We start from the raw sequence: 20278 nt of genomic DNA, 5'->3' as shown, positions 1-20278 counted from the left end.
ATTATTGTCTTTATAATACTTCCAAGGAAGCGGCGCTACCGCGTGGACATGGTGGCGCCACGGGAGTCAGAATGAGCCTGGATAAACGGCGCACCGTCCTCATCTGCTCCTGCGAACGGAGCATGCCGAACTTCGGTGACAGCGTCGCCCGCGGATGCCCGGCCGCACGGGTGGAGGCCGGGGATCAGTTCTGCGGCGCGGAGCTCGACCGGGTGCGCGACGCCCTGAGCGGCGGCGAGGCGGTGACCATCGGCTGCACCCAGCAGGCGCCGCTTTTCAGCGAGGTCGCAGAGGAACTCGGTTTCGGAGGCGAACTGGTTTTCGCCAACATTCGCGAAACGGCAGGTTGGGCGCAGGGCGCTGCCGGCGCCGGCCCGAAGGCGGCGGCGCTGCTGGCCATGGCGGCCGAACCCGCTTCGGCGCCCGCGCTCGTTACCCTTTCGAGCAATGGCGTCATCCTGGTCTATGGCTGCGACGAGACGGCGATCGATGCAGGCCGGCAACTCGCCGAGAAGCTGGACGTGACCGTTCTGCTTACCCGCCCGCACGAAATCGCGCCGCACCGGGTCTGGGATTTTCCCGTAATGCAGGGCACGATCCGCAACGCGCGCGGCTACCTTGGCGCTTTCGAGCTGACGGTCGACGATTTCGCGGCGCCCGCTCCCTCTTCGCGCGATCGGCTTCGCTTCGGGACACCGCGGGATGGCGCCGTCTCGAAGGCGGACATTGTCCTTGACCTCTCCGGCGGAATTCCGCTTTTCCCCGCCCATGAATTGCGCGACGGCTATTTGAAGGCCGATCCCCGCGACCGGGCCTCCGTCGCCACGGCGATAGCAAAGGCAGCCGACCTCGTCGGCGAGTTCGACAAGCCGCGCTTCATCGATTTTTCCGCCGATCTGTGCGCCCATTCGAGATCACGTATCGCCGGCTGCACCAGATGTCTCGATTTGTGTCCGACAGGGGCTATAGCGCCTGCCGGCAACCACGTCGCAATCGATGCGGAAGTCTGCGCCGGCTGCGGCAGCTGCGCGGCCGCGTGCCCGACCGGCGCTGCGGCTTACGCGGTGCCGGATGCCGAGTCGCTGCTTCGGCGTCTGCGGACACTTCTTCTCACCTACCGCGAGGCGGGAGGTCTGGACGCGATCGTGCTTTTCCATGACCTCGGTCATGGCGAGCCGCTGATCGATGCGCTCGCACGCTTCGGGGCGGGTCTACGGCCAAACGTCCTGCCGGTCGCCGTGAACGAGATAACCCAATTGGGGATTGAAGCGTGGACGGCTCCAATCGCATGGGGCGCTTGCGCCGTAAGGGCGCTCTGCTCGGCCAAGCCAAGGCACGAGCTTTCGGGAGTTGCCGGGAACATCACCATCGCCAACCTTTTGACCCGGTCTCTCGGTTATGGCGCGGAGGTCTGCGGATTGATCGAAGCCGACGACCCCGACATCCTCGCCTCTGCGCTCGACCTGATGGCCCCAGACGTTACTTCGCGGCACCCGGCGACATTCCTGCCGCTCGGCAAAAAACGCAGCCTGCTTGCAAGCACGATGGTCGAGTTGCATCGTGCTGCGCCGACACCGGTCGACCGCGTGGCGTTGCCTGCTGCAGCTCCGTTCGGGGGCCTGGAAGTCAATGTCGAGGGCTGCACGCTCTGCCTCTCATGTGTGTCGGCCTGTCCAACGGGCGCGCTTTCCGACAGCGAACAGCAGCCGGCCTTGTATTTTGCCGAGAGCGCGTGCGTGCAATGCGGCCTTTGTGCGGCAACCTGCCCGGAAAAGGTTATCACGCTGACGCCGCAGATGGATTTCCAGGCATGGAGCGCGCGGCGCCGGGTCGTGAAGGAAGAGGAGCCGTACAACTGCATCCGCTGCGCAAAGCCATTCGGCACCAGAAGCACGGTTGAGCGGATCGTCGCCAAGCTCGAAGGCAAACACTGGATGTTTGCAGGCGAGAACGCGAAGCGACTCGACCTCGTGCGGATGTGCGACAATTGCCGTGTCGATGCGGCCATGAATGAGGGCTTCGACCCTTATGCCGGCCCTGGCCGTTCGCCGCCGCGAACGACGGAAGACTATCTGCGGGAGCGCGAGGTCTCGAGCGACAAGGCGGTCTGAGCCTCAGTCAGTACGAGTCTCGGCCTGAAGAAAGCGGATCAGGGCTGCCCGATCCTCAGCGTTGCTGATCGTCTGTTCAGGCATCTTAGTGCCAGGAGTGTAGGTGTTCGGACCCAACTCGAACAGCTTCGACACGGTTTCCGGTGTCCAGACAATGTCCATTTTCCGGAAAGCGGGCGAATAATGGTAGCCCGGCACGGATGCAATTTTTCGGCCGAAGATGCCGTGCAGTGTGGGACCGGCTCGGTTTCCGTCGTTCGGGTCGAGCGTATGGCAGGCGACGCAGGCGCGAAATGCTTCCGCGTCCGGATTACCTGCGTATCTGGCCATCGGATCGGTCTTGCCGGCGACTGCCGCCCCAAGGCGCGCACCTGTTTCGACGTTCCATTCCCGCACCAAATTGTCGGCGCCGCCGGCCAGAAGCGTCTTGCCGCCGGCTGTGAATGCAAGCGACCATACCTCCACGCCGGACGTTTCGAGAGTCCGGATGGCGGAGAGGTTTTCGGCATCCAGCAACAGGATTCCGCTACCAATGCCGGCGGCGGCGAGATAATTCGCGTCCGGCGTGGCGGCGAGAGCAATCACGGGTTTGCGTGAGACCTGAACTTCAGACTGCACTTTGCCTCGCCGATCGAGCAACCGTACGTGCCCATCCGCGCCTCCGACGAACAGGCGGTCGCCGGGCGCTGTTACAAGCGCGTTGAGCGGCGTCGGCATGAGTGCCCGAACCGGCGGCGCCCCAATCTCGGTTGGCCAAAAGATGACTGTCGCGTCGTAACCGGCGCTGACAAGGGTTCCGTCAGCCAGGAAGGCAACCGCGTTGACGTTGCCGCTGTGGCCCTCGAAGACGCGCTGCTCGCCACCCGCAAGCGGCCAGAGCCGGACGGTGGCGTCCCAGGACGCGGAAGCAAGCATCGAACCGTTGGGCGACACTTCGAGATCTGCGACAGGCCCGGTATGACCCTCCAGAATGCGGACAGGATTGCCCTGGCCGATTTGCCAGATCGCTATGCGACCATCCGCGCCAGCGCTGGCAAAGCGGCCGTTCGGCAAAGAGGCGACCGCATTCACCTCACCTTCACGGAAAAGCAGCACCTCGCGCGCTTCGCCGGTCTCCAGCGACCAGATAATCGCCCTGGTGTCGAAACTGCCGGTAACCACCGACTTTCCGTCTGGCGCCACGGAGATCGCCCGCACGGGACCGCCATGCCCCCGCAGTTCGGCGCTGTGCGCCGCCGCGCCGCCGAGGAAAGCAGCAGCGAGCAAAGGTACTGCGAGCATCTTATGCATTGCGCACCCTACCTTTCCGTGTTCCGCTAGCCGGCAGCGTCTTTCGCCGGAAAGCGGCATGTGATCGCAACCCGACGAGCCGCAGCGTCCAAGCTATTCGAGGCAATGATATGACTCAGAACATGGAAACCGATCCCTTCAACGTGTCGATGCGCAAATTCCTGAAGCAGGTCGGCGTGACCTCGCAGCAGGCGATCGAAAAGGCCGTGGCGGAGGCGGGACTTAAAGGCCAGGGGCGCCTTACTGTAAAGGCCGTGATTACGGCCGAACGCGCCGGTCTGCACCACGTCGTCGAAGGTGATATCGACCTTGGCTGAATAGGTACGGTGTTGCGCCCGGCGCCCGATTGACGCTCGGTGTCAATGGAAGAACCGGACCTGTCCGGCCGGGTTCGTATCGTACCCCGTAAGTTCCGCGGCACGCCTGGCGAAGCTGTCCTGGGCCAGAAAGCGGACCAACGCCTGGATCGAAGGCTGAAAATAGGTTCGCTGCCGCATCAGCAGATCGAAACTCTCCCACGCCAATGGAACGAATTCGAGGCCGGCGGCGCGCGCGGCCGCGCGTGTGGCGATGCCGCAATCGGCCCGCCCGGTTCGAATTGCGGCAGCGAGATCGGGCCCTGTCAGGCATGGCGGCTCGAGCCGGTTCAATTCCTTCGGGCTGGCGCCGGCGCGGGCGATCAGCATATCCAGCAGCATATGGGCTCCGGCACCAGGTTGCCGCATCGCCATTTTGGCATTTCTTTCAAGGATATCGGCCAGACTATTGAGCGATCGGGGGTTGCCCGGCGGCAGCAGCAGTCCCTGTTCACGCCGGGCGAAACCGACCAGCACCGCATCGTGCAGCCGCGGCATTGCGCGCACGGTATCCACATTGGGATCGGCTGCATCATTGTGGAAGTGGATCGCTGCTGCGGCGACTTCGCCACGCAAAAGGCGCGCAACGCCTCCTGCCGTGCCCTCGGTCAGCGAGGCGAGGCCGGAGCCCGACTGGCGCAGGCTCCATTCGAGCAGGTCGTCCTGGCTGCCGCCGACTATTGGCGGCGGCTCGGGTGGAATCATTCCCTCAGGACGAGCCAGTCCCGAGAGAACCCACCGGTCGAGTTCGTGACGCGGAAACAGCCATTTTCCCGTCACCTTGCTGCAGGGGATCCGGTTTTCGGCGACCAGTTCATAAAGCTTGCGTTCGCCCAGGCGCAGATAGTCGGCGGCTTCCGCTGTGGTCAGCAAATCCATCCTGCAGTTTTATGCATATTCCTGCGCAAGTTCAATTGTTTGACTGATGCTGAACAAATGCAGCAGAAATGACAGGAAAACGCAGCGCAGGTTGGCTGGAAATGTCGGAAAGCCTCAGTGCATGGCAGCTCATAGCAAGCGGCGACGCGACGCTCGTCTCCATAGTGCGTCTCTCGCTAACGATCACGCTGGCCGCCGTTGCGATTGCAGCCGTCGTGGGACTGCCGCTGGGGGCGTTTCTGGCGCTTACGCGTTTCCCCGGACGTGCTGCGCTCGTCGTGCTTCTCAACGGCTTTATGGGTTTGCCGCCCGTTGTCGTCGGCCTGACCGTCTATCTGCTGCTGTCGCGATCCGGGCCGCTCGGCGAGTTCGGCCTTCTGTTCACGCCGGTCGCGATGGTCATCGCGCAGGCGCTTCTCGTCCTGCCGATCATCGCTGCGCTGGCGCGCCAGACCATCGAGGATTTGTGGCTCGAATACCGCGATGAGCTGACGGCGATGGGCGTCGGCCCGGGCGGGCGGGTGGCGACCCTTCTTTGGGACAGCCGCTTCAGCCTCATCACAGCACTGCTCGCCGGCTTCGGGCGGGCGGCTGCCGAAGTCGGCACCGTAATGATCGTCGGCGGCAATATAGAAGGCTTCACGCGAACCATGACCACCACGATCGCGCTCGAAACTTCAAAGGGAGACCTGCCGCTCGCCATGGGGCTCGGCGTCATCCTGATCGGCCTCATCCTTGCGATCAATGCCGCCGCCTGGGGCCTGCGACTGTGGTCTGAGCAACGGGCGGCTTGATGATGCGAGCCTCGCTTACCGACCTTCCCCTCGTTCTTGACCGCGTTTCGCTCAGCGCCGGCGCTGCGACTATGCTCGACCGCCTGAGCCTGACGATTACGCCCGGCGCGCCGACGCTCGTGCTCGGTCCCAACGGGGCCGGCAAGACGTCGCTGCTTCGGCTTTGCATGGGACTTGCAGTGCCTTCCGCCGGAAGCGTGAGCTGGGGTGGGCGTACTAATGGCGGGCTCGGGCGCCGTGCAATCCTGGCCCAAAAACCTGTGATGCTGCGCCGCTCCGTCGCCGCCAACGTAGCCTATGGACTGGCGCAGGCCGGTTGTCCGCGCCATCGTCGGGCGGCGCGCACCGAGGAGCTTCTCGATCGTGTGGGCCTTCTGAGCCTTGCGGCGCGACCTGCGCGGCGTCTGTCCAGCGGCGAACAGCAGCGCGTGGCGCTTGCCCGCGCACTGGCGCGCGAGCCCGAGATCCTGCTTCTGGACGAGCCCACCGCAAGCCTCGACCCGGCCGCGACTAGGGATGTCGAAAGAATCATCCTGATGGCCGCCCAATCGGGCACGAAGGTCGTCATGGCTTCGCACGATCTCGGCCAGGTGCGCCGGCTCGCGGGAGATGTCGTTTTCCTCGTCCGCGGCCGACTTTGCGAGCACGCCAGCGTCGGTGATTTTTTCGATCGTCCCTCATCCGGAGAAGCCGCCGCCTTCATCCGCGGCGATCTCGTCCTTTGATTACAAGATGGAGCTGCCGGTGTTTAGCCGTCGACTGTTTACAGCAATTGCCGCTTTCGTCGTGCTCACCGTCGGCGGAGCTTCCGCCGTGGCGCAGGACAAATCGATTGTCGTGGCGTCGACGACCTCAACGCAGGATTCGGGCCTGTTCGGCCACATACTGCCCATCTTCACCGAAAAAACCGGCATCAAGGTGAAGGTCGTCGCGCAGGGAACCGGCCAGGCCCTCGACACCGGCCGCCGGGGTGACGCAGACGTGGTCTTCGTCCATGCCAGGCCGCAGGAAGAGAAATTCGTCGAAGAAGGTTTTGGCGTGAAACGCTTCGATGTGATGTACAATGATTTCGTGCTGATCGGGCCCAAAAGCGACCCGGCCGGCATCAAGGGATCGTCGGATATCGCAGCCGCCCTGACAGCCATCCAGAGCAGGGAGGCGCCATTTGTTTCGCGCGGCGACAAATCCGGCACCCACTCCGCGGAACTCAGGCTCTGGAAAGCGGCGGGCGTCGACATCGCTGCGATGGAGGGGCCTTGGTACAAGGAAATCGGGCAGGGCATGGGCGCGGCGTTGAACACCGCCAGCGCCATGGATGCCTATGTACTGTCCGACCGGGCCACCTGGCTTTCATTCAAGAACCGCGGCGAACTGGAGATCGCCGTCGAGGGCGACAAAAGACTGTTCAACCAGTACGGCGTCATGCTCGTGAATCCGGAGAGGCATCCGAGCGTCAAAGCCGAATTTGGCCAGAGCTTCATCGATTGGCTGATCTCGCCGGAAGGACAGCAGGCGATTGCCGAATACAACATTGACGGCCAGCAGCTTTTCTTTCCGAATGCCGAGCGGGAGCGCTCCTGAAGTCGGTTGCAAAGCGGTTCGCATCTGCCCCATCATCCGGCATGATGAGAATGCAGCCTTCCATTGGCGCGCTGACCAGTCTCGAAGCGGCGCTTGGCGCACTCCTCGACGGACTGGCGCCGGTTGCGCCCAGTTTTTTGCCGCTCGACCGGGCGCTCGGACGTGTCGGCGCCGCCATGCCGTTGCTGGCACACCCGCAGCCTTCCCGAGACACAGCAAAAGCGGATGGCTGGGCATGTCGCGCGCTCGATCTTGCCGGTGCGTCGTCCTATTCGCCGCTGCCGCTGACGGCTGTCCCGGTGTGGGTAGAGGCAGGCGACGCCATGCCGGAGGGATGCGACTGCGTTCTCGACGCCGACCTCATCGATAGCAGCGGCCCGATGCCCCAGGTGTTTGCGGAAGCTGTTCCTGGCCAAGGCGTGCGACGCACTGGCGAGGACATGGAAGCCGGCCGACCGCTCATCATCGCAGGGCAGAGGCTGTCGGCCGCGGACCTTCTGGCTGCGCGGAGTGTGGGGACTAGCGAAATCGCAGTGCGGGCACCGGACGTGCGCGTGATCGATGTCGCTGCCCCGGCGGGCGAGACTTTGACGGCGCACTTTATCGCCGACAGCACAAGGGCCTCCGGCGCGACGGTGGGCGATATAGAAACGGTCGCGCGCGACGCCAGCTCCCTCGCCGAGGCCCTCAAGAGTGCAGCCGGCGATCTGATCATCATGATTGGAGGCACTGGTGGGGGGCGTGCCGACGTAACAGCCGAAGCGCTTGCTGCGCGCGGGGCGCTCATCGCCCACAACATAGCGCTCCAGCCCGGCCGAACCGCGGCTATCGGCCGGCTCGACGCGGTCCCGATCATCGCTCTGCCCGGCGCGCCCGATCAGGCCTCTGCCGCCTTTCTCGCGCTGGTTCAGCCGGTCATCGACCGCTTGTCAGGCAGGAGTGCCCGGCGAGACATAGTCCTGCCGCTGGCGCGAAAAATCTCGTCCGCGGTCGGACTGGCCGAGGTCGTCCTCCTGAAGCAGGAACAAGACAGATGGGCGCCGCTTGCGATAGGGGATTTCTCGCTGGAAGCGATGCGCTCGGCGGACGCATGGCTTGCCGTCCCAGGCGGCAGTGAGGGTTATGCTGCCGGAACACCGGTGCGCGCCTTTCTGCTCCACGTTTTTAGATGAGTCCGTTGCAATGATCAGTTCTCCAGTTCCCACCCGCCAAGATACCGGCCAGGAGCAGTTTCTGACGGTTCTGTCGCGCGATGAGGCGCTGGCCCGGTTCGAGGCTGCGCTATTTCCGCGACCGATCCCGGCCGAGGAACGGATGCTGGCGGATGCGCTGGGCCTGGCGCTTGCCAACGATGTCATTGCGCCCATCGACGTGCCTCCCTTCGATCGTTCGAACGTCGACGGTTTTGCGGTTCGCGCCGCCGACCTAACCACCGCGTCCGAAGCGGTCCCCGCCCGGCTCCTGCTCAACCGCGAAACGATCGCCTGCGGCGTCGCCCCGCAACTGCCCGTGCTCGCAGGTACTGCAACCTCCATCTCGACGGGCGGACCCGTGCCGCGCGGCTCTGATGCCGTCGTGATGGTGGAGCACACACAGCCAACGGAAGGTGACGCGATCGAGGTCAGGCGCGGAGCTTCGCCCGGCCAGTTCGTATCGTATGCCGGTTCCGACATCGCCCGGGGTGAGGTCCTGCTGCGCGCCGGAATGGTGATCGGATCGCGGGAGATCGGTATGCTTGCGGCCTGCGGAATTGCGCTGGTGACTGTCGCGCGCAAGCTGCGCGTTGCCGTTCTGTCTACCGGCGACGAACTCGTCCAGCCGGGGCAGCCCCTGCGGCCCGCCGGCATCTACGACGCCAACGGTGCGATTGTCAGCGCGGCGGTAACTGAAAATGGCGGGGAGGCGACCTTTCTCGGCGCGATTCCCGATGACGAGGCCACGCTGGAGGCGGCCATGAGCGAAGCGCTTGCGACGCACGACATGCTGATCCTGTCGGGCGGAACGTCGAAGGGCGCAGGCGACGTCAGCCATCGCATCGTCAACCGCCTCGGACAGCCCGGCATCGTCGCCCACGGCGTGGCGCTGAAGCCGGGGAAACCGCTCTGCCTCGCCGTTTGCGACGGCAAGCCGGTCGTCATCCTGCCGGGATTTCCGACTTCGGCCATGTTCACTTTCCACGACATGATCGTACCTGTGCTGCGCCGCATGGCGGGCCTGCCGCCGCGAACCGAAGCCCAGGTCGCGGCAAGCATTCCGTTCCGCATTCCTTCCGAACTCGGCCGCACGGAATTCGTGATGGTATCGCTGGTCGAGGGAGAGAAAGGGCTGGTCGCTTATCCGACCGGCAAGGGCTCGGGGGCGATAACGTCTTTTGCCCAGGCGGACGGCTTCATCCGTATCGAGGCATTGGCCGACCATTTGCCGGCCGGCAGCGAGACGCCGGTCACGCTGTTCACGCCGCACGTCCGCGTTCCCGATCTCGTCGTGATCGGCAGCAACTGCACCGGCCTCGATCTGGTCGTGGGCGCACTGTTTGGGGCCGGCCTGACGGTGAGGTCGATCGCGGTCGGAAGCCTAGGCGGCTTGGCCGCCGCCAAGCGGGGTGAATGCGATATTGCGCCGATCCACCTCTTCGATACCAACACGCAAAGCTACAATGCGCCGTTCCTGAGCGACGGCCTCGAACTCGTACAAGGCTGGCGGCGCATGCAGGGCATCGTCTACCGCCCGGGGGACGTGCGCTTCGAGGGGAGCGGTGCAGAGGAGGCGGTGCGCGCCGCGCTTGCCGATCCCGATTGCATGATGGTCAACCGCAACCAGGGCTCGGGGACGCGCATCCTGATCGACAAGCTGCTTGGTTCGGCGCGCCCCGACGGCTACTGGAACCAGCCACGTTCGCACAATGCCGTCGCTGCGGCAGTGGCGCAGAACCGCGCCGACTGGGGCGTCACCATCGCGCCGGTCGCGCGAGCCGCTGGGCTTGGGTTCATTCCGCTGACCGAAGAGCACTACGATTTCGCCTTGGTCTCGGCTCGCAAGGAGCGACCGGCGGTGCAAGCTTTCCTTGCAAACCTCGATTTGCCCGAAATCCATCAAGGGCTGGAGTCGGCGGGATTTAGCCGGCCTGACTAGGCGGCGTGGACGAATTGGTCGACGGATTGCGGCGAGATTGATTCAAGCCTGCTTTTTGGAGGCAAGTTTGAACCAGGGCGATCTGAACGAGGAATGGCGTGTTTTGAAAGCCTGCTGGCGATTGAGGCTGCAAACCGGGGTCGAGGCCGCCCGGAGCAGAATCGTCGGTCATTAACGCATTCTCTGGCGGCTTTGCACCGGCGCACCATGGCACGATGTGCCGAGAGCGACTTTTTCCTCCACGCAACGTTTCCCGAGCACCGTCGAATCCTGTCCGTCGGGCAACCGGCACCAGAGACGGCCCTCGCGCAGTGTGATCATATGCACCGGCATCCGCGATCAATCTAAGCTACTGTATTGGTCACCATGCCCATACAGATTGTCAGAATTGTATTATACTGTCTCTGTTCGCACCAATCGCGTCTCTATAAGTGATCGTCCTTAGAAGTGAGGACGAATTGGTTACGGTTTGCAGGGAGTTTGATTCAAGCCTGCTTTCTGCGGCAGGTTGAGGCGGGGCGGCAGAGCCGCCCGAAGCCTCTCAGGCTCGATCGGCGGCGCGAGGGCTGGTTGACGGCCACGGATGGGGCGCCGAAGCTGACCATCCTCGGTTCGGTTAAGCTCCGCGCCACTGACGTTCACTCTGCAATCCGGGTGTTCTGCAACCGAATGGTCATCCGGAGACGCCAACGCATGAATACGCCATCATCTCCACCTGGAGCAGAGCCGGCTGACAAATCAGCCGTCCTGATCGGCGCTCTCGTTCCGCTAACTCGGCCTGGCTGGGTCGAGGCAGGCCAACACCTGCTCGCTGGACTCGAGCTGGCCGTTTGCGAAGTCAATGACGCCGGCGGGATCGCCGGAAGACCACTCGAGCTGGTGGTCCGAGACACTGCGGCTGATCCACAGAGGGCGGCGGCGGCCGTAGATGAATTGGCTCGCCTGGGCGTGGCCGCCTTGGCGGGGGAGTATCACAGCGTCGTCGCTCGCGCCGCTGCTGCCAGGGCCGATGCCCTCGGCCTGCCGTTCCTCTGCTCGTCAGCAGTTCTCGACGCGCTCACCGAACAGCCAACGAAATGGGTCGCGCGCCTCGCCCCGGCTCAGTCCCACGGCTGGCAGATCTACGCAGACTTCCTCCTCAGCGCGGGCCACCGTCGAATCGCCGTAGCAGCCGAGTCGAGTGTCTACTGGGCATCAGGGGCCCGCATTCTGCGGGACCACCTCGCTCCACGCAGCGGCACCGTCATCGAACTCGACATGCACGCGCTCACCCCCACGGCGGTGTGCGACGAACTCGTCGACAATCGCGCGACAGCCCTCCTTCTTCTGGTCGGCCACCCGGAGCCGGCAGTGTCGATCGTCAAGTCCGTCCGCCAAGACCAGCGCCTCGCCGGGATCATGATTGGTGCTCCGGCCGGGCAACCGGAGTTCGCCGAATGGGCGACGTTGCTGGGCGACGACAGCGCCGCGATCCCGTTCTTGCGCTATCTGCCCGAGCGCCTCAGCCCACTCGGCGCACGAGTCGAGACGGCCCTCCGCAGGCGGCTAGGCGAAGCGCCCTCCTTCGTCGCCTTCGAGGGCTACGACACGGTCGCCGTCCTCGCCGATATGCTGCGTTCTCGCGGCGTGGACCGGGCGCACACTGCCGACTCCTGGCCGCGGGTTGCAGTTGAAGGCACTCGCGGGAAGATCCAGTTCTCCCGCACGCCAAGCATCAGCGTATGGCAATGGGCCTGGGCGCCAATCCAAATCGTTGATCGAGATCCGGCGGAACCAGATCGCTTTCGGATCCTCCACGCCAGCTGAGAGAGCACGGAGGTCCGACTGCGGACAAAGGCTATGATGCTGATGCGATCCGCAACGACCTTGCCGATCGGGACATCGGCCGTCATTTCAGGCGATCAAACCGCCGAGTTAAAATCGAGCATGACCGCGTCCTCTATAGGCAGCGCAACCGGATGTCGGCCTGCTGAAGACCAACCGTTCGATCGCCACTCGCTACGACCAACTCGCGAAGAGTCTTCTCAGCATGTCCGTACGGGCTCATTCGTCCACGCCGCCTAATCAGCAAGAAGCGCAGAGAGCCGTTCGGCCTCGGCGAGATCCTCCACCGTATTGGCGTTGAAAAATGGGTCCACTGGTTCGGCCGGCCAGGATACGGTCGCGAGCCGATAGCGAGCCGTCCAGCGATCGATCTTGCGGATGTCCTCCTCGACAAGCGCATGGCGTAACTCATCCCGCAAGTCGACCTTCCAGAGCCCGATGACGGGATGCGTCTGATCGCCGGATGCCGCCACAGCCAGGTCCGCCTCATGCGTCACCCGGGCCTGGTGCAGGCGATCGACGAGATCGCGCGGCAGGAAAGGACAGTCTCCCGCGACGCTTACGACCCATTCGATGTTGGGCCTGCTCGCAGCCGTCCAGTCGAGCGCGGCAAGCACGCCGGCGAGCGGTCCCGGATAGTTATCGACCGTGTCCGCCACAACGGGAAGTCCGAAGCGGGCAAACCGGGCAGGATCGCCATTCGCATTCAGCACGACGCCGTCGCATTGCGGCGCAAGCCGCTCCAATACGTGATCGAGGATCGTTCGCCCCCCGATCCTGCGCATCGATTTGTCGCCGCCGCCCATGCGCCGGGCGAGCCCCCCGGCGAGTACGACGCCCAGGGTCGCTGGCTTCTCATTCGGCATCGTCGGCCCCCTTGCGTCTGTGGCGGGGTGCTTCCTCGTCGACCGAGGCGACGTCCTGGTCGAACACGATCCGATCCTCCCCCGACAGGACGGCGAACCTCTTGCCGCGCGCGCGGCCGACGAGCGTCAGGCCGGCCTGACGCGCCAAATCCACGCCCCAGGCGGTGAATCCCGAACGCGAAACGAGGATCGGAATGCCCATCCGCACCGTCTTGATCGTCATTTCCGAGGTTAGCCTGCCGGTCGTGTAAAGGATCTTGTCGGCCGCATCGACGCCGTGGCGGTACATCCAGCCTGCGATCTTGTCGACGGCGTTATGGCGCCCGACGTCCTCCATGTAGCAGATCGGCGTGCCCTCCTTGCAAAGCACGCAGCCATGGATGGCGCCCGCTTCAAGATAGAGCGACGGTGTGGTGTTGATCGTACGTGTCATCTGGTAGAGCCAGGACGTGTGCAGTTCGGCCGCGGGCAGGGCGGTATTTTCGAGCGCCTCGAGGAGATCGCCGAAAGCCGTTCCCTGCGCGCAGCCCGAAGTCTGCGTCCGTTTCTTGAGCTTCTGTTCGTAATTCGTGTTGCGCTCGGTGCGAACGATCACGACCTGCAGGTCGTCGTCATATTCGACTTCGGTTACGACGTCGTCGGATTTGAGCATGTTCTGGTTGAGCAGGTATCCCAGCGCCAGATATTCGGGATAGTCGGAGATCGTCATCATGGTGACGATCTCCTGCGCGTTCAGGTAGAGCGTCAGTGGTCGTTCAACCGGCACGCGGACCTGGATCGCCGCACCTGTATGGTCGATGCCGTCGACCTGTTCCGTCAATCGGACGTCATCCGGGTTCGGCATGATGATGGCGGGGTCTGGTCGATTTTTCATCTGGTGCATTGCGATCTCTTGAAATTGCAATCCCGCGCGCCGGGATAGATGCGTTACCTTCGGCTTGACGTCTACTATATAGGCTGTTCAAACCAAGGCCGGTCGAACAAAAGCGCCAACCAGCGCGGACGTGGCTTGCCGGATGCCGCCGACCTATTCGGTTCGGCCAGATCCACAGAGACTGAAGGCTCGATGGCGCAACTTTCAGACGACTGCTTCGCTTTCGGCGGCCCGATGCGATCGGTCGACGATACCGCCGCACTGATTGCTTCGCGGCTGAGCGCTGTCGAAGAGAGCGAAACCGTACCGCTGGCGATTGCCGACGGGCGTATCCTGGCGAAAGATTTGGTGGCGCCGCTACCCCTGCCGCCCTTCACCAACTCGGCCGTCGACGGCTATGCGTTGCACGGCGACGACCTGCCGGAAACCGCGGAGAAAGCTTTTCCCGTGGTCGACAGGATCCAGGCCGGGATGGCGCCGGGTCGGCCCGTCGCGCCCGGACAAGCCATACGCATCTTCACCGGCGCTCCTCTGCCCGATGGGGTGGACACGGTCTACATGCAGGAAGATGTGCGTGTCGACGAGGCCGGCCGGGTCATTCTTCCGCCCGGCTTGAAAAGAGGGGCCAATGTGCGGCCCGCGGGTGAGGATGTCGCAGAGGGCAAGGTGGTCCTGCAGGCCGGACAGCGCATGCGCCCGCAGGATGTCGCGCTTGCCGCGGCTCTCGGCATGACCGAGGTCGAAGTGCGGCGGAAAATTCGTGTCGCTGTTTTCTCGACCGGAGACGAGATCGTCGCGCCGGGAAATGTCCGGGGACCGGCGCAGCTTTTCGATTCCAACCGGTTCATGCTGATGGCGATGCTCGCAAGGCTGGGCTGCGACATCACCGATCTGGGCATTCTGACCGACGACGGCGGCCTGATCGCCGATGCGTTGGGCGATGCCGCCTCGAGGCATGACCTGATCCTGGCGTCCGGCGGGGTCTCGACCGGGGAGGCCGACTACGTCAAGGCCGCCGTCGAGAGCGTCGGCACGCTGGTGTTCTGGCGTGTCGCCATAAAGCCCGGCCGGCCGGTCGCGATGGGAGTGATCAGGGGAACGGCGTTTATCGGTTTGCCCGGCAATCCGGTGGCAAGCTTCGTCACGTTCGCCCATATCGCGCGCGCTGCGATCTTTGCGCTGGCCGGGGCGCGGCTGCAGCCGCCAGTTTCGCGGCCTTTGCGCGCCGCCTTTTCCTACCGCAAAAAGGCGGGGCGGCGCGAATATGTGCGGGTAAGCCTGCATCGGACGGACGACGGCTCATATGAAGCCGTCAAGTTTCCGCGCGAGGGCGCGGGCCTGCTGTCTTCACTGGTGGAGACGGACGGTCTGGTCGAACTTGGCGAGGACGTAACCCAAATAGAGCCGGGACAGACAGTCCAGTTCCTCGCCTATTCAGATCTGAATTGAAGGTCGAAGTCGAGGCGGTTGCGCGCGTCTGCATCCCGAATCCGGTGCGACGACTAGCCGCTCTGATCGGGGGCCCCGTGACACGCGTCGCCGTTGACGATTGGTCACCGGTCCGCCATCGTCGCCGCATGACGACGAGACAACTCGATCTGACGGGATTGAAATGCCCCTTGCCGGCGCTGAAGACCCGCAAGGCGCTCAGCGGCATAGGGCCAGGCGAACGCCTTGAGGTCCGTTGCACCGATCCGCTGGCGACAATCGACATTCCCAATCTGATCAACGAAATGGGAGATCGCATAGAGGCGACGGAGCGAGACGGCGATCACATCATCTTCCTGATCGAGAAGGCGAAGGCAGCGCCGGTATAAGCGGTGCGACAAATCAGGGCGCAGATCGGTTCCGTCGCGCCGCCCCCGGTCTGCTAAACCTGCCCCACCCGGCAGGGCTTCAACCTCAGGCCTTGATCTGAAGGTGGGCGGGGTTGAGGTCCACGGAGCAGACAGGGCCGAGCAGGTTTGAAGATTGCAATGCGCGGAAGCGAGAAACAAATCGGTGGCTGGAGCCGTTTCCAACAGATGAACGGTTCGCCCGGAGGAGAGAGCATGACGATGCAGGCACGGCGGCCACGGGATCGCGGACCGAAGGGGCGGGCGCTGGATGATGTTGCGCTGGCCGAGGTCCGGGAGCTTCTGGGGGGTCGGGAACGGCGCCGCGATCTGCTGATCGAGTTCCTGCATCTGATCCAGGACCGCTACGGCTGCCTGTCGGCCGCGCATTTGCGCGCGCTTGCCGAGGAGATGCGGCTGGCGCAGGCCGAGGTTTACGAGGTGGCGACGTTCTACGATCATTTCGACGTCGTGAAGGAAGGCGAGGCGAAGCCGGCGCCGCTGACCATCCGGGTCTGCGATTCGATAAGCTGCATGCTGGCCGGCGCCGAAGACCTGCTCGGCGAACTTGCCGCTGCGGCCGACCCGCAAGCCATTCGCGTCGTGCGCGCGCCGTGCATGGGCCGCTGCGCCACGGCCCCGGCCGCAAGGATCGGCGACCGTGAGGTCGACCACGCCACCAGCCAAGGGCTGTTGAACATGGCTCGCGACGGCGACACCAGGGCGGCCGCGCCCGATTATGTCGGCCTTGAAGCCTATCGCGCCGCCGGCGGCTACCGGCTTTTGCAAAAAGTGCGTGACGGCGCGCTCAGCGTGGAAGCGCTCATCGAGATCATGCAGGATGCCGGCCTGCGCGGGCTCGGCGGCGCCGGTTTTCCGGCCGGCAAGAAATGGGGTTTTGTCCGCGCCTATCCGGGGCCGCGGCTGATGTCGATCAATGGCGACGAGGGCGAGCCCGGCACATTCAAGGACCGCATCTATCTCGAAAAAGACCCGCATCGCACCTTCGAGGGGGCGCTGATCGCGGCCCATGCGGTCGAGGCCGAGCGCATCTACTACTACATGCGCGACGAATATCCGGCCGTGCTCGCCATTTTGCGCGCCGAGATCGCGGCGCTCGAGAGGGCCGGCATCGCCAAGCCCGGCTTCATCGAACTCAGGCGCGGCGCCGGCGCCTATATTTGCGGCGAGGAAAGCGCGATGCTGGAATCGATCGAGGGCAAGCGCGGCATGCCCCGCCACCGGCCGCCCTACATCGCCGAAGTCGGCCTTTTCGGACGCCCGACGCTCAACCACAATGTCGAGACGCTGTGGTGGATCCGCGACATCGTCGAGAAGGGGCCCGAATGGTTCGCCGCGCAGGGCAAGCCGGGCCATCAGGGAATTCGCTCCTGGTCAGTTTCGGGGCGGGTGAAGCAGCCCGGCGTCAAGCTTGCCCCGGCCGGCGTCACCGTGCGCGAACTGATCGAGGACTATTGCGGCGGCATGGCGGACGGTCATGAGTTCAAGGCCTATCTGCCGGGCGGCGCCTCCGGCGGCATCCTTCCGGCCTCGATGGGCGACATTGAACTCGATTTCGGCGGCGAACTCGCCAAGCAGGGCGCCTTTGTCGGCTCGCATGCGGTGGTCGTGCTGTCGCAGGCCGACAACATCAAGGACGTGACCTTGAATCTGATGAAGTTCTTCAAGCATGAGAGTTGCGGAAAATGCACGCCGTGCCGCGAGGGAACCGAAAAGATGGTGAGGCTCTTGAAGGAAGAGGGCGTGCCGGGCGAGAGCGCGATGCGCGACCTTGAAACGGTGATGCGCGATTCCTCCATCTGCGGTCTCGGCCAGGCGGCGCCCAATCCGGTCAATCACCTTTTGACGCATTTCCGGGATGATCTTTGAAATGGCAAACAGCATCGTATTCACCCTCGACGGTAAATCGGTCACAGCCGCCGACGACGAGACCATCTGGGACGTTGCCAAGCGCGAAGGCACCCGGATCCCGCATCTGTGCCATGTCGACATGCCCGGCTACCGGCCCGACGGCAATTGCCGCGCCTGCATGGTCGACATCGAGGGCGAACGCGTGCTCGCCGCCTCCTGCATCCGCAAGCCGTCCGCCGGCATGGTGGTCAAGACCGACACCGAACGGGCGGCAAAATCACGCGAAATGGTGTTCGAGCTTCTCGCCAGCAACATGCGGCCGGCCGCCGACGGTCCCGACCAGCAGTCGATGTTCTGGCAGTGGGCCGGTTCGATGGGGATTTCCGGCGACCGTTATGGTTCGAAATTTTCAGAGGACGACGTGCCGCCGGAGTTCGACATCTCCAACCCGGCCATCGCCGTCAATCTCGATGCCTGCATCACCTGCGGCGCCTGTGTGCGCGCCTGCCGCGAGGTCCAGGTCAACGACGTGATCGGCATGGCCGAGCGCGGCAATCACTCGGTTCCGGTCTTCGACATGCACGATCCGATGGGCCTGTCGACCTGCGTGACCTGCGGCGAGTGCGTGCAGGCCTGCCCGACCGGCGCGCTCTACGAAAAATCGCTGATGGACAAGGCCGGCAAGACCCGGGTCATCCAGGAGTTCGACAAGGTCGTCGACACGCTCTGCCCGTTCTGCGGCGTCGGCTGCCAGACCAGCGTCGCCGTCAAGGACAACAAAATCGTCCAGGTCGACGGCCGCAACGGCTATGCCAACGAGAACCGGCTGTGCGTCAAGGGCCGTTTCGGCTTCGACTACGCCATGTCGCCGGAGCGGCTGACCAAGCCGCTGATCCGGCGCGACGACGCGCCGAAAGCGGGCGATCTGGAGCTGCGCGGCGTCGATCCGCTGACGGTGTTCCGCGAAGCGACCTGGGAAGAGGCGCTGGAGCGCGCCGCCGGCGGGCTGAAGCGCATCCTCGACACGCGCGGCGGCCAGGCTCTGGCCGGCTTCGGTTCGGCCAAGGGCTCCAACGAAGAGGCCTATCTGTTCCAGAAGCTGGTGCGCCAGGGCTTTGGCACCAACAATGTCGACCATTGCACGCGCCTCTGCCACGCCTCCTCGGTGGCTGCGCTGATGGAGGGCGTCGGCTCGGGCGCGGTCTCGGCGCCGTTCAACGATGCGCTGAAGGCCGAATGCATCATCGTCATCGGCGCGCGTCCGACCACCAATCATCCGGTCGCGGCGACCTATTTCAAGCAGGCCGCCAAGCGCGGCGCCAAGCTGATCATCATCGACCCGCGCGGCCAGGACCTGATGCGCCACGCTTCGCATTCGCTGCGCTTCAAGCCGGGCACCGACGTCGCCCTGCTGAACGCGCTGATCCATGTCATCATCGAGGAGAAGCTCTACGACGAGCAGTACATCCAGGCCAATGTCTCCGGCTTCGAAGCGCTGAAGGCCAAGGTGAAGGACTTTTCGCCCGAAGCCATGGCCGAAATCTGCGGCATCGAGGCTTCGGTGCTGCGCGATGTCGCCCGCACCTACGCCAAGGCCGAGCGCTCGATCATCTTCTGGGGCATGGGCATTTCCCAGCACACCCACGGCACGGACAATTCGCGCTGCCTGATCGCGCTGGCGCTGATCACCGGCCATGTCGGCCGGCCCGGCACAGGCCTGCATCCGCTGCGCGGCCAGAACAATGTGCAGGGCGCGTCCGACGCCGGCCTCATCCCGATGTATTTTCCCGACTACAAGTCGGTGGAGAACATCGATATCCGCGGCCAGTACGAAAACTTCTGGGGCCAGACGCTCGATCCCAAGCGCGGCCTGACCGTCGTCGAGATCATCGACGCCATCCACAATGGCGAGATCAAGGGCATGTACATCATGGGCGAGAACCCGGCCATGTCCGATCCCGACCAGACCCACGCCCGGCAGGCGCTGGCGATGCTCGACCACCTGGTCGTGCAGGACATTTTTCTGACCGAGACGGCCTGGTATGCCGATGTCGTGCTGCCGGCGTCGGCCCATGCCGAAAAGCTCGGCACCTTCACCAACACCAACCGGCAGGTGCAGATCGGCCGCCCGGCACTCGACATGCCGGGCGAGGCGCGCCAGGACTGGGAACTGATCGTCGAACTCGCCAGGCGTCTCGGCCTCGACTGGGATTATCGCCAAGTCTCCGAGGTCTATGCGGAAATGGCCAAGGTCATGCCGTCGCTCCGGCACATCTCCTGGGACCGCATCGAGCGCGAGGGCTCCGTCATCTATCCGGCCGACGGCCCCGACAAGCCCGGCAACGAGATCATCTTCACGACCGGCTTCCCGACCGCGGACGGCCGCGGCCGCATCGTTCCGGCCGATCTGCTGCCGCCCGACGAGGTGCCCGATGACGAGTTCCCGCTGGTGCTCACCACCGGCCGCCTGCTCGAGCATTGGCACACCGGCGCCATGACCCGCCGGGCGGGCGTGCTGGACGCCATCGAGCCGCACGGCATCGCAGCGATGAACCCGTACGAGATCCGGCGGCGCGGCCTGCGCCAGGGCGACATGATTGCGGTGGAGACGCGGCGCGGGACGGTCGAAGCCATCCTCCGCGCCGACCGCGAAGTCGCCGACGGCATGGTGTTCATGCCGTTCTGCTTCAACGAAAGCCCGGCCAACAAGCTCACCAACCCGATGCTCGATCCCTACGGCAAAATCCCGGAATTCAAATACTGCGCCGCAAGAATCGCCCCCGCGGCAACGCAAGAAGCCGCGGAATAGTAGACGCCTGTGGCTGCGTTAGACGCAGTCTGATCGTCCCATGCTAGTCGATCTG

General features: G+C 64.3%; 17 protein-coding genes. 12 read left to right on the top strand and 5 right to left on the bottom strand.

Annotated elements, in window-relative coordinates:
- The first annotated feature begins 71 nt into the window (after positions 1 to 71).
- Positions 72 to 2111, top strand: coding sequence for a 4Fe-4S dicluster domain-containing protein (locus ABVK50_RS18075; RefSeq protein ID WP_353645259.1), 2040 nt, complete (start codon positions 72 to 74; stop codon positions 2109 to 2111).
- A 3-nt stretch (positions 2112 to 2114) separates the two neighbouring features.
- On the opposite strand, the gene ABVK50_RS18070 is transcribed toward ABVK50_RS18075, so the two are convergent.
- Positions 2115 to 3392, bottom strand: a complete 1278-nt coding sequence (locus ABVK50_RS18070) for a hypothetical protein (RefSeq protein ID WP_353645260.1) — start codon at positions 3390 to 3392, stop codon at positions 2115 to 2117.
- Between the two features lie 119 nt (positions 3393 to 3511).
- Between ABVK50_RS18070 and ABVK50_RS18065 the strand changes: the two genes are divergently transcribed.
- Complete coding sequence (locus ABVK50_RS18065) at positions 3512 to 3718, top strand: DUF6494 family protein (protein WP_353645261.1); 207 nt, start codon at positions 3512 to 3514, stop codon at positions 3716 to 3718.
- Positions 3719 to 3760: 42 nt separating this feature from the next.
- Here the strand turns inward: ABVK50_RS18065 and ABVK50_RS18060 are convergent, their stop codons facing one another.
- On the bottom strand, positions 3761 to 4636 hold the full coding sequence (locus ABVK50_RS18060) for a helix-turn-helix transcriptional regulator (RefSeq protein WP_353645262.1): 876 nt from the start codon (positions 4634 to 4636) through the stop codon (positions 3761 to 3763).
- Between the two features lie 101 nt (positions 4637 to 4737).
- Between ABVK50_RS18060 and ABVK50_RS18055 the strand changes: the two genes are divergently transcribed.
- The 5 genes from ABVK50_RS18055 to ABVK50_RS18035 are packed head-to-tail and all read left to right on the top strand — an operon-like array spanning position 4738 to position 10143.
- Entirely contained in the window at positions 4738 to 5430 is a 693-nt protein-coding gene (locus ABVK50_RS18055; protein WP_353645895.1) for an ABC transporter permease, read from the top strand.
- A 2-nt stretch (positions 5431 to 5432) separates the two neighbouring features.
- The gene (locus ABVK50_RS18050; RefSeq protein ID WP_353645896.1) at positions 5433 to 6155 is read left to right on the top strand and encodes an ATP-binding cassette domain-containing protein; all 723 of its coding nucleotides are present in this window, start codon (positions 5433 to 5435) and stop codon (positions 6153 to 6155) included.
- Between the two features lie 34 nt (positions 6156 to 6189).
- Complete coding sequence (locus tag ABVK50_RS18045) at positions 6190 to 7011, top strand: extracellular solute-binding protein (RefSeq protein ID WP_353647048.1); 822 nt, start codon at positions 6190 to 6192, stop codon at positions 7009 to 7011.
- A 41-nt stretch (positions 7012 to 7052) separates the two neighbouring features.
- Positions 7053 to 8183, top strand: a complete 1131-nt coding sequence (locus tag ABVK50_RS18040; RefSeq protein WP_353645264.1) for a molybdopterin-binding protein — start codon at positions 7053 to 7055, stop codon at positions 8181 to 8183.
- Between the two features lie 10 nt (positions 8184 to 8193).
- Positions 8194 to 10143 (top strand): molybdopterin biosynthesis protein, encoded by a 1950-nt coding sequence (locus ABVK50_RS18035; protein ID WP_353645265.1) that lies wholly within the window; start codon positions 8194 to 8196, stop codon positions 10141 to 10143.
- Here the strand turns inward: ABVK50_RS18035 and ABVK50_RS18030 are convergent.
- Positions 10127 to 10315 carry a hypothetical protein gene (locus ABVK50_RS18030; protein ID WP_353645266.1) on the bottom strand — a complete coding sequence of 63 codons (189 nt, stop codon included), beginning with the start codon at positions 10313 to 10315 and terminating at the stop codon, positions 10127 to 10129. The genes ABVK50_RS18035 and ABVK50_RS18030 overlap by 17 nt on opposite strands.
- Positions 10316 to 10836: 521 nt before the next feature.
- Between ABVK50_RS18030 and ABVK50_RS18025 the strand changes: the two genes are divergently transcribed.
- Entirely contained in the window at positions 10837 to 11949 is a 1113-nt protein-coding gene (locus tag ABVK50_RS18025) for an ABC transporter substrate-binding protein (protein WP_353645267.1), read from the top strand.
- Positions 11950 to 12203: 254 nt separating this feature from the next.
- Here the strand turns inward: ABVK50_RS18025 and mobA are convergent, their stop codons facing one another.
- Positions 12204 to 12833 carry a molybdenum cofactor guanylyltransferase MobA gene (gene mobA, locus ABVK50_RS18020; RefSeq protein WP_353645268.1) on the bottom strand — a complete coding sequence of 210 codons (630 nt, stop codon included), beginning with the start codon at positions 12831 to 12833 and terminating at the stop codon, positions 12204 to 12206.
- Positions 12823 to 13716, bottom strand: a complete 894-nt coding sequence (gene fdhD, locus ABVK50_RS18015; RefSeq protein WP_353645269.1) for a formate dehydrogenase accessory sulfurtransferase FdhD — start codon at positions 13714 to 13716, stop codon at positions 12823 to 12825. Before fdhD ends, mobA begins: the two co-directional genes overlap by 11 nt.
- 183 nt (positions 13717 to 13899) lie before the next feature.
- Between fdhD and glp the strand changes: the two genes are divergently transcribed.
- The 4 genes from glp to fdhF all read left to right on the top strand — a co-directional run bounded on the left by glp (position 13900) and on the right by fdhF (position 20223).
- Positions 13900 to 15156 carry a gephyrin-like molybdotransferase Glp gene (gene glp / locus ABVK50_RS18010; protein ID WP_353645270.1) on the top strand — a complete coding sequence of 419 codons (1257 nt, stop codon included), beginning with the start codon at positions 13900 to 13902 and terminating at the stop codon, positions 15154 to 15156.
- A 128-nt stretch (positions 15157 to 15284) separates the two neighbouring features.
- A complete protein-coding gene (locus ABVK50_RS18005; RefSeq protein WP_353645271.1) occupies positions 15285 to 15524 on the top strand; it encodes a sulfurtransferase TusA family protein in 240 nt (79 codons plus the stop codon).
- A 234-nt stretch (positions 15525 to 15758) separates the two neighbouring features.
- Positions 15759 to 17432, top strand: coding sequence for an NADH-ubiquinone oxidoreductase-F iron-sulfur binding region domain-containing protein (locus tag ABVK50_RS18000; protein ID WP_353645272.1), 1674 nt, complete (start codon positions 15759 to 15761; stop codon positions 17430 to 17432).
- 1 nt (position 17433) lies between these two features.
- Positions 17434 to 20223, top strand: coding sequence for a formate dehydrogenase subunit alpha (gene fdhF / locus ABVK50_RS17995; RefSeq protein WP_353645273.1), 2790 nt, complete (start codon positions 17434 to 17436; stop codon positions 20221 to 20223).
- Positions 20224 to 20278: the final 55 nt, after the last annotated feature.

Origin of the sequence: Mesorhizobium sp. WSM2240 (genome assembly GCF_040438645.1) — a bacterium.
In the GTDB taxonomy this organism is placed as follows: domain Bacteria; phylum Pseudomonadota; class Alphaproteobacteria; order Rhizobiales; family Rhizobiaceae; genus Allomesorhizobium.
This window is presented reverse-complemented; position numbering and strand designations above follow the sequence as displayed.